Source organism: Aquimarina sp. MMG016 (assembly GCF_018100805.1).
Classification (GTDB): domain Bacteria; phylum Bacteroidota; class Bacteroidia; order Flavobacteriales; family Flavobacteriaceae; genus Aquimarina.
In genome coordinates this window covers 118656-133652 of the sequence record NZ_JAGJEA010000004.1, presented here as the reverse complement: position 1 = coordinate 133652, position 14997 = coordinate 118656, and the positions used below count along the sequence as shown (strand labels likewise).

Here is a 14997-nt window from a genome sequence, read left to right as displayed (position 1 = left end):
TATTTTACATACCAAATTAATAATGAGGTATGCAAAAGCGAATCTGTATCATAGGAGCTGGTCCTAGTGGTATTACAGCACTCAAGAATTTAAAAGATAAAGATCTTGAGGTAGTTTGCTATGATCGTAATAATGAGGTTGGAGGAAATTGGATCTACTCTGAGGATGAAAGTCATTCTAGTGTTTTTGAAACTACTCATATTATTAGTTCTAAGACTCTATCACAATATGAAGATTATACTTTTGATGATTTTGATAAAACTGTAGCTGATTACCCTTCTCACGATGAGTTAAGAAGGTATTTTCAAGCGTATGCAAAACAATTTGATCTTTATCCTTATATAGAATTTGGAACTTCGGTGAAACACTGTGATCGGGTTAAAGCAAACGAATGGAAGATCACCATTGTTCAGGAAGGTAAAGAAAGAATAGAAACCTTTACAGATTTAGTAGTTTGTAATGGGCATCATTCTGTTCCCAGAATGCCTGAATACCCTGGAGAATTTGCAGGTCAGTTCATGCATTCTCATCATTATAAAAAAGCAGCTCCATTTGCGGATAAACGTATTCTGGTAATTGGCGGCGGTAATTCTGCTTGTGATGTTGCTGTAGAAACTAGTAGGGTAAGTAAAAAAACTAGTATTAGTTGGAGAAGGGGGTATCGCATTATTCCTAAATTCTTTTTTGGATTACCATCTGATATAGTTGGAGCTCGTTCATCCTGGTTACCGATTAAGATTAGAAGCTGGTTTAATGATCGGTTATTGAGTATCTTGCTGGGAAAGAATAAATTATATGGTCTACAAGAGGTAAAAACCAAATTCGGGCAGACGCATCCTACTATAAATGACGAATTATTGTATAAAATTAGACATGGTAAAGTGCATCCTAAGGTAGATATCGAGAGCTTAAAGGGAAATACCGTGCATTTTAAGGATGGCACCACGGAGGATGTAGATGTAATTATTGCTTGTACAGGTTATGTTTTGAAACATACCTTTTTTGATGAATCTTTTGTGAATTATAGTGATGGTCCTGTTCCTTTGTATCTAAAAATGTTTCATCCAGAATATCACGATCTATTTTTTGTAGGGATGTTCCAGCCGCTAGGCTGTATTTGGCCGGGATCAGAGTTACAAAGTAAAATTCTAGCTAACTATTTGACTGATCAGTGGAAAATGCCTTCTAATATTAAAAATTTGTGCCAAAGAGAAGTTACACATCCTCATTATAAACAAATTGATACACCAAGACATACGATTACTGTAGATTATCATGCGTTTAGAAAAGCACTATTGAAACAATTGCCGAAGCATTGGAAATCTAAAGAACCAAAATCCATTTCACAAAGCGCTTAATGAATACAATTCAGTTTCCAAATTTTTTAGAAAATTTATCATCAGAGTTTGTTCCTGTAGTTTCTTCAGAGTTTTCTAAAGAAGATTATATAGCTATTGATTTATCTGAAAATAATAAGGAGTTAGATAAGATAGATGTTTCTTCTTCAGAAGCATTTGAGGGCTATATAGAGAGTTATTTAGTAAAAAGTAGAGCAAAGGTAGCCTATGGAGGTTATAATGAAACTAGAGAGATTTATCGCAGAAGCACACACTTTAATCAACAAAACCCCGAAACCGAACGTAATATTCATTTAGGATTAGATATTTGGTGTGAGGCAGGGACAGAAATATTAGCCCCTTTGGATGGTATAGTACATAGCTTTAAAAATAATACGAATTACGGAGATTATGGTCCAACAATTATTTTGGAACATACAATTCAGGATATTACTTTTTATACATTATACGGGCACTTAAGTACAGCGTCGCTTTCTAGTATTAAAGTAGGTCAGAAGGTTGTAAAAGGTCAGGTTATCGCGGCTTTAGGGAGCGCAGAAGTAAATGGAGATTATGCTCCCCATTTACATTTTCAGATTATCAAAGATATGCAGGGTAACACAGGTGATTATCCTGGGGTGGCTAATAAAAAAAGACTCATATATTACTTAGATAATTGTCCGAATCCCAATTTACTATTGAAAATCGCAACTTAAAACCTTTTAGAAGTAAACTTATTCGTTTAAGATTTCTTTTAAAATATATACATCACTTTCCCCGTGAGTAAACACACCTGTTATTTGCTCTTTATTAGTGACTTTTTCGGATAATTCGTTGCATAAGTTTCCGCAATCAATGTGGATCGAAGAATTGATTATCGAGTAATTGTTGTCTTGATTTACAAATACCCAATTGTCAAAAGTTTCATCAGTTTGATTTAGTGTTAATCTAACTTTAAACTCAGTATCGGATGAAACGGGCGTTTTAGAGATCACTTCTAATAGGTCAATTCTTGTATTTGAGGCATCTTGTGGTGGGTTTTCCAATAGGGTTTTGCTTACTTTTAAATCGTATATAAAACCTAGTTCGTATTCAAAACCAACGATTCCATCAAAATTAGGTTGAAAATTATTCTGACCAATTTGATTTCTTTCCTCAACTAATAATACAGTTCCTAATCCGCCAAAAAAGAACCCGTTGGTAGTAGTTTTATAATGATTTACTTTTAAAGTGGTAATTTCTATAATTTCCTCATCATTGCTGCAAGAAATTAAAAAAAGAAGCGTAGTTAACAGGAGAAACGTATTTTTCATCATTATGGTTTTTTATAAGATTAGAAAACGTAAAAAGGTTGCTTATAGTTTTAAAAAAAATAAATACATAGAATTATGATGTATTGTTTTTTTATGTATATTTACCCTATGTATTCTAAAGAATTATTAAAAGGAACGCTTTCTGTGATTATTCTGAATTTACTTTCAGAAAAAGGTAGAATGTATGGTTATGAGATTTTTCAGCAGGTAAAAGAACGCTCTGACGGTAAAATTTTACTGAAAGATGGATCATTATATCCGGCTTTACAAAAAATGAAGAAAGACGGCTTACTATCTTGCGAGGAGGAGTATATAGGTAAAAGAGTCAGGAAGTATTATTTGTTAACATCAAAAGGAGAAAAGGAGAAGGTGGATTATATAGAAGAGCTAAAGGATTTTATGGCTACACTGAATAAAGTTATTTTTCCTCAATTGGATGCGATATGAAGCTAACAAAAGAACAAGAAGATAAAATTTGTGATTTTGTGGACTCACAAGGTTTACAATTACAATCGCTAAGAGATGATATATTGGATCATCTATGTTGTGTTATAGAAAATGAATTAAGAAGAGGCAAATCATTTGAAAAATCATTGCAGGATGCTCTGTTGGAACTCGCTCCTAATGGTTTGATAGATATGGAACGCAAAACGATTTTTTTATTAAACTCAAAACGAATAATTATGATGAAAAAACTTATGTATTTAATCGGTTTTATTGGATCAGTGGTTTTAACTGTTGGTGTAACTTTTAAGTTGCTGTATTATCCATATGCCAATAAGCTTCTTACCATAGGCTTCTTATTACTTCTGCTGGTTTATGTACCATTATTAACAATAGATAAATACAAGGTTGCTATAGGGAAAGCGCTTTCAGAGCGGTTAAAAATAATTTTAGGCTTTACGGCTGGAATTCTATTGGGCTTATCTGTATTGTTTAAAGTTATGCACTTTTGGGGAGCAGAAATATTGCTGTTGGCAGGGGCGGTTATTTTTGCAGTTGGTTATTTGCCGTTTTTATTCTTCACAATGTATAAGAGATCTATTGCTTAGCGTAATAATTACGAATAAAAAAACTCGAAGCTACAGACTTCGAGTTTTTAGTTTTTGTATTGATTTTAACTTTATTCGTTAACAAGCACCCATTCTCCTTTTTCGATTAAAGGGATTGCTTGTTTGTATTTTACTGTTTTGTTTTCTCCACTCATTACATGTTTGATAGTCACTCTATCATTACGACCAATTTTTGGTTGCTCACGTACTATAGTTTCTGTAACCTGCGGACGCTGTTGTGTTTGTCCGGCAGCTCTGCTTTGAGCAGCGCGCTCATCCATATTTGGGATTTCTTCTTTAGAAGTTTCCAGGTTTTCTTTTCTGCGTACCTGACGAGCTTCAGAAATATCCTGAGTATTACCGGTTGGCAATTCTCCTTTGAATAAGAAAGAGATTACATCTTTATTCACCTCTTCGATCATCACTTTGAACAATTCAAAAGCTTCAAATTTATAGATCAATAAAGGATCTTTTTGTTCATGAACAGCTAATTGCACACTTTGTTTTAACTCATCCATTTTACGTAGATGTGTCTTCCACGCATCATCAATAATAGCTAGAGTGATGTTTTTCTCAAAGTCAGTAATCAATTGCTTTCCTTCGGACTCATATGCTTTTTGAAGATCAGTAGCTACATTTAGACTCTTAACACCATCTGTAAATGGTACTAAAATCCTTTCATATTTGCTAGATGGATCTTCGTATACTTGCTTGATCACAGGATATGCAGTTTCGGCATTACGTTTCATTTTATCCTGATAATGCTCATATGCAGCTTTATAAACTTCTCCTGCAATTTTCTGAGGATCCATTTTTTCGAATTCCTCTGTAGTGATAGGACTGCTCATCGAGAAATAACGAATTAGTTCAAATTCAAAGTTTTTAAAGTCCTGAGCAGCTTTATTTCCTTCAGTAATCACTTCGGCAGTGTCGTAGATCATATTTGCAAGATCTACGCGAAGACGCTCTCCGAATAATGCGTGATAACGACGTTTGTAAACTACTTCACGCTGAGCGTTCATTACATCATCATATTCTAGTAATCGTTTACGAACTCCAAAGTTATTTTCTTCAACTTTTTTCTGGGCCCTTTCAATAGATTTAGAAATCATCGAATGCTGAATTACTTCACCTTCTTTCAGTCCCATTCTATCCATCATCTTAGCAATACGCTCTGATCCAAATAAACGCATCAGATTATCTTCCAGAGAAACATAAAACTGAGAACTTCCCGGATCTCCCTGACGACCTGCACGACCACGTAACTGTCTATCTACACGACGAGAATCGTGACGCTCTGTACCAATAATTGCCAACCCACCAGCAGCTTTTACTTCGTCTGATAATTTGATATCCGTTCCTCGACCCGCCATATTGGTAGCAATAGTAACTACTCCTGGGTTACCTGCTTCAGCTACAATATCAGCTTCTTTTTTATGAAGCTTAGCATTAAGTACGTTGTGCGGTACTTTTCTAATGGTAAGCATTCTACCCAGCAATTCTGAAATTTCTACAGAAGTGGTACCAATAAGAACTGGTCTTCCGGCACGAGATAACTCTGTAACTTGCTCAATAACCGCATTATATTTTTCTCGTTTGGTTTTGTAAACCAAATCTTCCATATCTTTTCTAGCGATCGGTCTATTGGTAGGAATTTCTACAACATCTAATTTATAGATTTCCCATAGTTCTCCAGCTTCAGTTACCGCAGTACCGGTCATACCGGATAGTTTACCGTACATTCTGAAGTAGTTCTGTAGCGTTACAGTGGCAAAAGTTTGAGTGGCATCTTCTATCTTTACATTTTCCTTAGCTTCGATCGCTTGGTGTAATCCATCGCTATAACGACGACCATCCATAATACGACCAGTCTGCTCATCAACAATTTTTACCTTATTGTCCATTACCACATATTCTACATCTTTTTCGAATAATGAATATGCTTTTAATAACTGACGAAGTGTATGAATGCGTTCACTTTTTACACTATACTCTCTAAAAAGGTCTTCTTTCTTTTCAGCTTCTTCTTCTTTGGATAATCCAAGATCTTCGATCTTGGCGATTTCCATACCAATCTGTGGTAATACAAAGAAATCCGGATCATCTTTACCAGATAGATAATCTACACCTTTATCCGTAAGGTCAATCTGGTTATTTTTTTCTTCAATCACATAATATAGATCTGCATCAATCTTATGCATTTCTCTATTGTTATCTTGCATATAGAAGTTCTCAGTTTTTTGAAGAAGCATTTTTACCCCTTCTTCACTTAAAAACTTGATTAATGCTTTATTTTTTGGGATTCCACGATATACTTGTAGTAATTTGAATCCTCCTTCTTTACTATCACCTTCTTTGATAAGTTTTTTGGCTTCAGCTAAAACAGTAGTGAGATATTTTTGCTGCACCGAAACGATATCAGCGATTTTTGGTTTTAACTCATCAAACTCATGAATATCTCCTTTTGGTATAGGACCTGAGATAATCAAAGGTGTACGAGCATCATCAATTAACACAGAATCGACCTCATCAATGATAGCATAGTTATGTGGTCGTTGTACCAAATCTTCTGGAGCGTGAGACATATTATCACGTAAGTAGTCAAAACCAAATTCATTATTAGTTCCGTACGTGATATCGGCATTGTATGCAGCTCTACGTTCTGCAGAATTAGGTCTATGGTTATCGATACAGTCTACTGTAAATCCATGGAACTGAAATATTGGAGCCATCCATTCGCTATCACGTCTTGCCAAATAATCATTTACTGTAACCAGGTGAACTCCGTTGCCTGATAATGCATTTAGATATACCGGAAGGGTAGCAACCAGTGTTTTACCTTCACCTGTTTGCATTTCGGCTACTTTTCCTTCATGCAGCGCGATACCACCAATAAGCTGTACATCATAATGGACCATGTCCCACTTTACTTCCTTACCCGCAGCATCCCAGCTGGTGGCCCAAATCGATTGCTCTCCATCTAGGGTAATATGCTCTTTGGTTCCAGAAAGTTCTCGGTCATAAGCAGAAGCAGTAACTTCTATAGACTCATTAGTAGCAAATCGCTTAGCAGTTTCTTTTACAACCGCAAAAGCTTCAGGAAGAATTTCGTTTAGTGTTTTTTCTGTAACCTCATAAGCTTCTTCCTTTAACTTATCGATTTCACCATAGATATCTTCTTTTTGATCAATATCTTCAGTAGTATTGGCTTCTTCTTTAAGTTTTTCGATTTTCGTATTGATTTCTTCGCGAGCCTGGTTTATTCTATTTTTAAACTCAGTGGTTTTTGCACGAAGCTCATCGTGAGAAAGACCTTCAATTGCCTTTTCTGCTTTTTTGATCAATTCAACTTTTGGTTGAATCTCTTTTATATCTTTTTGGGACTTATCCCCAACAAATACTTTTAATACAGAATCTAAAATTCCCATAATTTATGGTTACGTGTTTAATGAGATTTCATTCTAAAATGAAACTAAGTTTTTAAGCTTCTTTTGTAGCAATATTTAACTCACTCATATATTTGCGAGTTATTACTATCTCAGGGACCTAACGGTCATATTATACAATAATTTTTCAGGTAGTAAAACCACCTGAAAAGCGGCGTAATTTACGCAAAAAAAAAGCCTCTTGCGAGACTTTTAATACTATTTCAATGTTTTTTTAATATTCATCCTCATTCCAAAGATAATCTTCGTCAGTAGGATAATCAGGCCATATTTCTTCTATCGAATCGTACGAATCGCCTTCGTCTTCTATTGATTGCAAATTCTCTACAACCTCAAGAGGCGCTCCGGTACGAATTGCATAATCAATCAATTCATCTTTAGTAGCCGGCCAGGGAGCATCGCTTAGGTAGGATGCTAGTTCTAAAGTCCAATACATATCGCTTACTGGTTTTTATTTTTTGCAAAAATAATTTTTTAGTTCAAAAAGTCAAGTAAAAAATTAATTATTTAAACAATAATTATAAGAACGTAATTTTATAGGGGTTCCTTTTGTTAATTTATATGCTTTAAAAAATATCATGAATTTTTTTGAGGAATCCACTTAATTTCTTCAGCTTGTAGATCGTTGGACAACTTTCGTGCCAACACAAATAGATAGTCAGATAGTCTGTTTAGGTACTGTAAAGTGGTCTCTTCAAAGGGTTCTAATTCATATAAGGCAGTCGCCAAACGCTCAGCTCTTCTGCATACACAACGGGCAATATGACAGAATGACACGGTTTGATGCCCACCAGGCAGGACAAAATGTGTCATTGGTGGTAAAGTATCATTCATTCGATCGATTTCTTTTTCTAGCAATTCGATATCTTCGATAGCAATTGTAGGGATATTCAATCTTTTTTGTCCACTTTTTAAAATTGCCTTCTCCGGATCGGTAGCAAGTACTGCACCTACAGTAAATAATTTGTCTTGTATAGTAACTAATACTTTTTTGCTTAGTTCATCAATGTTCTGATCTCTAATGAGTCCAATATGAGAGTTTAGCTCATCTACAGTGCCGTAGCTATCGATACGGATATGATGTTTTGGCACTCGAGTTCCGCCAAATAGCGCTGTGGTGCCCTTGTCACCTGTTTTAGTATATATTTTCATTTATTTCCTTTTCTTCTTTTTAAAATAATTTTTTCTAAAATCACGCCCATCACGGTTATATAATTTCTTCTTGTTGCGTTTAGAATTCCACACTACAATAGCAAATAGGATCGCAATTCCTATGATGGCTAAAATGACCTGATTTTCCTCTGATAATGAATCAAACATTAGCTTAGCATTTATTTTAAAGTAAAAATAGTGAAATAGTATATGAGTTTTTGAGTATGTAAGTATTTTAGTAAAAGTCTTTGGTAAAAATGGTTGTCATGATCTTAAGTTCGAAATTTTTTATTACTTATTTATATAGAAACAAGCAATGTTTGGTAGACTAAGATGTTTTTTACTATTTCTAAAAACTCAAAGACTCACAGCTCCATCTCTAAAAACTCACCACTATTTATTACATTTGTATCCCTATGGAATTCTCTTCGAAATTATTAGAAAATGCGGTGTATGAGATGTCTCAATTGCCTGGTATTGGTAAACGAACGGCATTAAGATTAGTTTTGCATTTATTACGTCAACCTGAAGCTCAAACAGAACATTTAGTAAAGGCTTTAGGTACATTGCGTCTGGATATTAAATTTTGTAAGAAATGTCATAGTATTAGTGATATAGAAGTTTGTGATATCTGTAGTAATCCTAATCGAATTCAGGATGTAGTATGTGTAGTAGAAGATATCAGAGATGTAATGGCTATAGAGAGTACTGGACAGTATAGAGGATTATATCATGTTTTGGGTGGTAAAATAAGTCCTCTGGATGGTATCGGTCCTCATGACCTTAAAATTGCTTCTTTAGTCGAAAAAATAAAATCAGGAGAGGTACAGGAATTGATTTTTGCACTAAGTGCTACGATGGAAGGTGATACTACTAATTTTTATATATATAAACAATTAGAAGGAATAAAGATCAAAACATCGACTATTGCTCGTGGGATTGGTGTCAATGATGAATTAGAATATGCAGATGAGGTCACACTAGGTAGAAGTATAGTAAATCGTATCCCTTTTGAAAATGCTCTGAAGAGCTCATAATTTGTTCCATCTAAAAAAACTAATAGACTGAAACTATCCGTAATCATTCTTAATTACAATGTTCGTTATTTCTTGGAGCAATGTATTTATAGTGTTCAAGAAGCAATAATGTCTTTAGATTCAGAAATCATTGTAGTAGATAATAATTCTAAAGATGATAGTTGTGCAATGATAAAGAATCATTTTCCTGACGTCATACTTGTGGAAAATAAAGAAAATTTAGGTTTTGCTAAAGCTAATAATCAAGGTGTGGAAATGGCTAAAGGAGAATATGTGTGTATTCTTAATCCTGATACTGTAGTGGCATCGGATACTTTTCTAAAAATGATTAAAAAAGTTGAACAATTGCCTGAATTTGGTTTAGTAGGACCAAGATTAATCGATGGAACTGGAAATTTTTTACCGGAGAGTAAACGTAATATTCCTTCACCACTGACATCTTTTAGAAGGCTGTTTGGGATTAAGTTTGGTAAAGTAAAAAGTTACTATGCAGATCATATTGAGGAAACCGGTATAGGAGATGTGGATATTCTTGTAGGTGCTTTTTTTATGTCAAAACGGGATGCATACTTATCAATTGATGGTTTTGATGAAGACTACTTTATGTACGGAGAAGATATTGATCTGTCTTATAAAATGAAGAAAATAGGATTACAGAATTATTATTTAGGAGATATAACTGCGATACATTATAAAGGAGAGAGTACAGATAGAAACTCAGTTTATATTAGACGGTTTTACGGAGCGATGAGACTATTCTATAAAAAACACTTTAAGAGTAATGTTGTTTTTGATGTTTTAGTTTCAGTAGCGATTCGTTTTTTGTCTGTTATACACTCATTACGTAGTCATAGTAAAGGAAAAAGAATAATCGATCAGTATTTTTTAGTTTCTGAAAATGATAGTATCGCAGATAAAATTTCGATTAAATTGAATACTCCGGTGGTAAAAGTTACTCTAGAATCTATTCCAAATTTGGGAGATCGGAATATCGAGATTATCTTTGATAACGATTATATCACATATAGCCAGATCATTAATCAAATGCAATTGCTTAAAAATGATCGGTTTACTTTTAAAATAAGACCGAAAAATTGCAACTATATTGTGGGTAGTGATTTTAGTGATGGAAAAGGGGAGGTAGTGATATTTTAAATAAACTTTAATAGAGAAAAATTAATTTTAAAGTTTAATTTTAATTAATTTCGCAAAAATTACAACATATAAATACTTTTGATTAAGGATATGGCAAAATTTGAGCTTAAACTTCCAAAAATGGGTGAGAGTGTTGCAGAAGCAACAATAACAACTTGGTTAAAAGAAGTTGGAGATACTATCGAACTAGATGATGCAGTAGTAGAAATTGCAACAGATAAGGTAGATAGTGAAGTGCCTAGCGAGGTAGAAGGTGTGCTATTAGAAAGACTTTTTGAAGTAGACGATGTAGTGCAAGTAGGACAAACTATAGCTATTATTGAAACCGAAGGTGAAGGTGTTGTAGATTCGACTCCTACAGAAACTATGACTAAAGTAGAAGCAGTTCCCGTAGAAGCTGCTGTAATAGAAACTGAAGTAGCCGTTGCTACTGAAGCGGTTGCAGGCAGTGTAGCAGATTTTTCGGGAAGTAGTAAATTCTATTCTCCATTAGTAAAGAATATTGCAACCGCAGAAGGTATTTCTTTAACAGAATTAGAGGCAATTAAAGGTACAGGAAAAGATGGTCGTGTAACTAAGAATGATATTCTGCAATTTGTAGAAGATCGTAAAAATGGTAAAGTAGAGACTCAGTCTGCAAAAGTGGAAGTAAAGAGTACTCCGGTAGCTGCTCCTGTTAAAAAGGAGGCTCCAAAAGCGGCACCTGTTGTAGCTTCTGGAGAAGATGAGATTATAGAAATGACCAGAATGGGTAAATTGATTGCTCATCACATGGTAGAGTCTGTACAAACATCTGCTCACGTGCAATCTTTTATTGAAGCTGATGTTACTAATATCTGGAACTGGAGAAAGAAAGTTAAAGGTGATTTTATGAAGAGAGAAGGAGAAAACCTTACTTTCACTCCGATCTTTATGGAAGCTGTGGCTAAAGCTATTAAGGACTTTCCGATGATCAATATTTCTGTATCTGGTGATACTATTATTAAAAAGAAAAATATCAACTTGGGTATGGCAGCGGCTTTACCTGATGGTAATTTAATAGTTCCTGTAATCAAAAATGCAGATCAATTGAATTTGGTGGGGATGACTAAAGCCGTAAATGATTTGGCGAACCGTGCACGAAACAATGCTTTAAAACCAGATGATATTCAGGATGGAACTTATACAGTCACTAATGTAGGAACCTTTGGCAGTATTATGGGGACACCAATTATTAATCAACCGCAAGTAGCTATCTTGGCATTAGGAGCAATACGTAAAGTTCCTGCTGTAATTGAAACTCCAGAAGGTGATTTCATAGGAATACGTTATAAGATGTTCTTATCACATTCTTATGATCATAGAGTAGTTAATGGAGCTTTAGGAGGGCAATTTGTGCAACGCGTAAAAGATTATCTAGAAGCTTTTGACGCGAATAGAGAATTCTAAACATCTTATTTGGTAAATATATGAACCACACCAATTTGGTGTGGTTTTTTTGTATGTATGTTTTTTAAGGGAAAGTGAAATTAAAACTTCGTTATTGTAGTTTTTTACTTAGGTTTATTGGAAGCTAATTCTACAAATCCATCTAGGTTATCAATAGGATAGTACAATTTTCCACTTATTATTCCAAGAGGAGCTGCTACCATACTTTTGTTGTAACCATCTTTATCTAATAGTTCCCAAAGGTAATCTCGATAACGGTTTTTGGTGTCAATATTAACTTCTCTGAATTTGATATACTTTGCTTGTAACTTTGAGATTAATAGCTCACATTTTTTACAATCTTTTTTAGTGAATACAATATGCTCTGCTCTCATAATTGAAGATACTGGTGCTTCTTTTTTCGGCCCTTTGCTACGATCGACCTGCATGGTTTCGAGTTCATCGTTTACAATTAAATTATAAGTATAGCTTGATTCTACGTCGGTCAAAGGAATTAAAATAAGCATTTGGGATTTGCTTTTCGCAGGAATTTTTTTGATGATAGGGCGTTGAGCACTTTTACGATACCCAGTGGGGTTTACTTTTAAGAATACGCTTTTTTCGCTATCCGTATCATTCTGAACATATAAAATAGTTCGTTTTTTTAGGATTTCTTCCACAAGACGAACTGGTTTTTCCTGAGCCACTAAAGTGTATGAGATCAATAGAATAAAAGTGTAAAGTGTCTTTTTCATAACTTCAAGGATTATGGAAGTATAAATATAAGAGAAAAAATAGTTAGACTATGATTGGATTAACCTCTGAATAAAAAGAATCGATCTTTCATATTCTCGATCTCAGAGTTTTTGTTAGTAACGATGTAATCAATAGCTTCAGTGGTAAAGTTTTTGCCTTTTTCTGTCAATGAAACAATATCATTGTCAATGGTGATCATATTATTTTTTAATGCCAAATTCAAAACAGATTTAGAACGTACTTTTTGCCAATTGATATGCTCATTAAGATGCTTCACATGGCGTTCTTCCTCTTCTTGATGATTTCCTAAATGTAGTAGAAAAGTTAATAAAGAGACTTCGATACGTTGTTGTTTCTGTCGATATAATACAGAGAATAATCCTTTATTTGGCGCAAATAAGTATACCAATAAGAATATCAATCCTAAAACAGTAGTCATGGATCCTGAAATAGAAGTGTCTAACCCATGTGCCACCCAATAGCCACCTATTGCACTTCCTACTCCAAAAAGTATTGCTAAGAGTAACATTTTCTTTAAATCATTTGTTAAAAGATATGCCGTAGCGGCAGGGGCAATCATTAAAGCAATAACCAGAATAGCGCCAACTGCATCAAAAGCACCTACTGTGGTAATTGAAGAAACGGTCATCAAGCCGTAATGCATGATCACTGGAGAGAGTCCTAAAGCTGAAGCAAGCCCAGCATCAAAAGTACTTACTTTGAGTTCTTTGAAAAAAGCAAAAAGTAATCCCACGGTAATCAATAATATGGTTCCAATAATCCATAGTGATTTTGGACCAACATCTGTTCCTCCAATAATTAATCTGTCAAAAGGAGCAAAAGCAAGTTCTCCTAATAACACAGCATCTACATCAAGATGAATATCATTGGCATTTTTAGCAATAAGAATAATACCAATACTAAACATTGCAGGAAAAACTAACCCGATAGCGGTGTCTTCTTTTACTAATCCGGTTTTTTGAATAAACTCTACTAATACAACAGTAAGTACGCCACTTGCTGCTGCCATAATAATCAATAGAGGAGAAGATAAGTCGTGTGTAATAAAGAAACCAATGACAATACCAGGTAATATAGAATGGCTAATAGCATCAGTAATTAAAGCCATTTTACGTAACACCAAAAACGTTCCGGGAATAGCACAGGCAATAGCTACAAGGCTTGCAATCAATTGTATTTCGATTTGTGCACTACTCATTCTCGTCTTTGATTAATTGATCATATAAATTAGCTGCGGTATGATATCCTGATTCCGTCATAGACCACATGTTTCCTTGTATAGTGACATAATCTTTATCCTCTAGCTTTTGTAAAGATTTTCTAGTAAATCCTTGAAAATTATTGAGAATCTTAATGGCATGTGGATGCGAAATATCGTTATGTGTTTTAGCGATATTGTACATGAAAGATAAGGTTTTATGCAACTGAAGATCATTTCGGTTTTTTCTAAAACGTATTTCTCTAAATAACAATCCACGCCCTGGAGAAAATATAAATGAAAACATTACAAAAATTCCCGCAACCAATACAATTACCGGTCCAGTTGAAAGATTGCTATTGCTTGCACTAATGGCAGTGCCTACTACTCCTGAAAGTGCTCCGAAAATTGATGCAAGAATCACCATTACTCCTAAACTATTTGTCCATTGTCGCGCCGCCGCCGCCGGAGCTAAAAGCATTGCACTCATTAATACCACACCTACGGTTTGTAATCCCAGAACAATAGCCACTACAATAAATGAAGTGATTAGGATGTCTAAAAATTTAACATTGAAGCCTAAGGTTTTGGTGTAATCAGCATCAAATAATAATAACTTAAGCTCTTTCCAGAATAGTAATAAAACAATGAGGCTAATTCCAGTAACAATAACCATTAACCAGACATCGCTTTCTAGTAAAGTTGCGGCCTGTCCAAAGAGGTAACTTTCTAATCCAGCTTGATTGGCGTTAGGCATTTTTTGGATATAAGTAAGCAATAACATTCCGAATCCAAAGAATAGAGATAAAATTAACCCAAGAGCTGTATCAGATTTAAGATGAGTTTTTTTTATAATTCCTCTAATCCAAAAGGTTCCAATCAATCCGCTGATTAATGCTCCTAATAAGAAAGCAGAACTGTTTTTAGTACCCATGATCAAAAAAGCAATGGCGATTCCTGGTAAAGCGGCGTGTGAGATTGCGTCTCCAAGTAGGCTTTGCTTTCGTAATACTGCAAAACTACCCAACATACCACAAATAGCACCTAATACAGCTGTTCCTAACGTAATGGTACGTAGGGTGTAATCTGAAAAGACAAGTTCTATGTATTCTTGAAAATCCAT

At 34.6% G+C, this 14997-nt stretch carries 15 protein-coding genes; 7 read left to right on the top strand and 8 right to left on the bottom strand.

Annotated elements, in window-relative coordinates; all coding sequences use genetic code 11:
- Positions 1 to 29 precede the first annotated feature (29 nt).
- Together J8M14_RS09655 and J8M14_RS09650 are read left to right on the top strand one after the other, a co-directional pair.
- A complete protein-coding gene (locus J8M14_RS09655) occupies positions 30 to 1358 on the top strand; it encodes an NAD(P)-binding domain-containing protein (RefSeq protein ID WP_211074405.1) in 1329 nt (442 codons plus the stop codon).
- Positions 1358 to 2053 (top strand): peptidoglycan DD-metalloendopeptidase family protein, encoded by a 696-nt coding sequence (locus tag J8M14_RS09650; RefSeq protein WP_211074404.1) that lies wholly within the window; start codon positions 1358 to 1360, stop codon positions 2051 to 2053. Before J8M14_RS09655 ends, J8M14_RS09650 begins: the two co-directional genes overlap by 1 nt.
- Before the next feature lie 18 nt (positions 2054 to 2071).
- Here J8M14_RS09650 and J8M14_RS09645 read toward each other — a convergent pair whose 3' ends face one another.
- Positions 2072 to 2650, bottom strand: a complete 579-nt coding sequence (locus tag J8M14_RS09645; RefSeq protein WP_211074403.1) for a DUF4377 domain-containing protein — start codon at positions 2648 to 2650, stop codon at positions 2072 to 2074.
- 75 nt (positions 2651 to 2725) lie between these two features.
- Here J8M14_RS09645 and J8M14_RS09640 point away from each other — a divergent pair, with 75 nt between their 5' ends.
- Both J8M14_RS09640 and J8M14_RS09635 read left to right on the top strand, forming a co-directional pair.
- The gene (locus tag J8M14_RS09640) at positions 2726 to 3097 is read left to right on the top strand and encodes a PadR family transcriptional regulator (RefSeq protein ID WP_247672609.1); all 372 of its coding nucleotides are present in this window, start codon (positions 2726 to 2728) and stop codon (positions 3095 to 3097) included.
- Positions 3094 to 3702, top strand: a complete 609-nt coding sequence (locus J8M14_RS09635) for a hypothetical protein (RefSeq protein ID WP_211074402.1) — start codon at positions 3094 to 3096, stop codon at positions 3700 to 3702. Before J8M14_RS09640 ends, J8M14_RS09635 begins: the two co-directional genes overlap by 4 nt.
- Positions 3703 to 3773: 71 nt before the next feature.
- Here J8M14_RS09635 and secA read toward each other — a convergent pair whose 3' ends face one another.
- From secA to J8M14_RS09615, 4 genes are all read right to left on the bottom strand, one after another.
- Positions 3774 to 7130: a preprotein translocase subunit SecA gene (gene secA, locus J8M14_RS09630; protein WP_211074401.1), complete on the bottom strand. Its 3357-nt coding sequence runs from the start codon at positions 7128 to 7130 to the stop codon at positions 3774 to 3776.
- 232 nt (positions 7131 to 7362) lie between these two features.
- Complete coding sequence (locus J8M14_RS09625; RefSeq protein WP_006989959.1) at positions 7363 to 7584, bottom strand: DUF2795 domain-containing protein; 222 nt, start codon at positions 7582 to 7584, stop codon at positions 7363 to 7365.
- A gap of 140 nt (positions 7585 to 7724) precedes the next feature.
- The gene (locus J8M14_RS09620) at positions 7725 to 8300 is read right to left on the bottom strand and encodes a cob(I)yrinic acid a,c-diamide adenosyltransferase (RefSeq protein ID WP_211074400.1); all 576 of its coding nucleotides are present in this window, start codon (positions 8298 to 8300) and stop codon (positions 7725 to 7727) included.
- Positions 8301 to 8468, bottom strand: a complete 168-nt coding sequence (locus tag J8M14_RS09615; RefSeq protein ID WP_211074399.1) for a hypothetical protein — start codon at positions 8466 to 8468, stop codon at positions 8301 to 8303.
- A 248-nt stretch (positions 8469 to 8716) separates the two neighbouring features.
- Between J8M14_RS09615 and recR the strand changes: the two genes are divergently transcribed.
- The 3 genes from recR (at position 8717) to J8M14_RS09600 (ending at position 11920) form a co-directional block, all read left to right on the top strand.
- Positions 8717 to 9337, top strand: a complete 621-nt coding sequence (recR, locus tag J8M14_RS09610; protein WP_211074398.1) for a recombination mediator RecR — start codon at positions 8717 to 8719, stop codon at positions 9335 to 9337.
- Between the two features lie 27 nt (positions 9338 to 9364).
- Positions 9365 to 10492 (top strand): glycosyltransferase family 2 protein, encoded by a 1128-nt coding sequence (locus J8M14_RS09605; protein WP_211074725.1) that lies wholly within the window; start codon positions 9365 to 9367, stop codon positions 10490 to 10492.
- A 90-nt stretch (positions 10493 to 10582) separates the two neighbouring features.
- On the top strand, positions 10583 to 11920 hold the full coding sequence (locus tag J8M14_RS09600; RefSeq protein ID WP_211074397.1) for a dihydrolipoamide acetyltransferase family protein: 1338 nt from the start codon (positions 10583 to 10585) through the stop codon (positions 11918 to 11920).
- A gap of 104 nt (positions 11921 to 12024) precedes the next feature.
- On the opposite strand, the gene J8M14_RS09595 is transcribed toward J8M14_RS09600, so the two are convergent.
- The 3 genes from J8M14_RS09595 to J8M14_RS09585 are packed head-to-tail and all read right to left on the bottom strand — an operon-like array spanning position 12025 to position 14997.
- Positions 12025 to 12654: a glutaredoxin domain-containing protein gene (locus J8M14_RS09595; RefSeq protein WP_211074396.1), complete on the bottom strand. Its 630-nt coding sequence runs from the start codon at positions 12652 to 12654 to the stop codon at positions 12025 to 12027.
- A gap of 59 nt (positions 12655 to 12713) precedes the next feature.
- Positions 12714 to 13874 carry a metal ABC transporter permease gene (locus J8M14_RS09590; protein WP_211074395.1) on the bottom strand — a complete coding sequence of 387 codons (1161 nt, stop codon included), beginning with the start codon at positions 13872 to 13874 and terminating at the stop codon, positions 12714 to 12716.
- Positions 13867 to 14997, bottom strand: coding sequence for a metal ABC transporter permease (locus J8M14_RS09585; RefSeq protein WP_211074394.1), 1131 nt, complete (start codon positions 14995 to 14997; stop codon positions 13867 to 13869). The genes J8M14_RS09590 and J8M14_RS09585 overlap by 8 nt, the downstream gene beginning before the upstream one ends.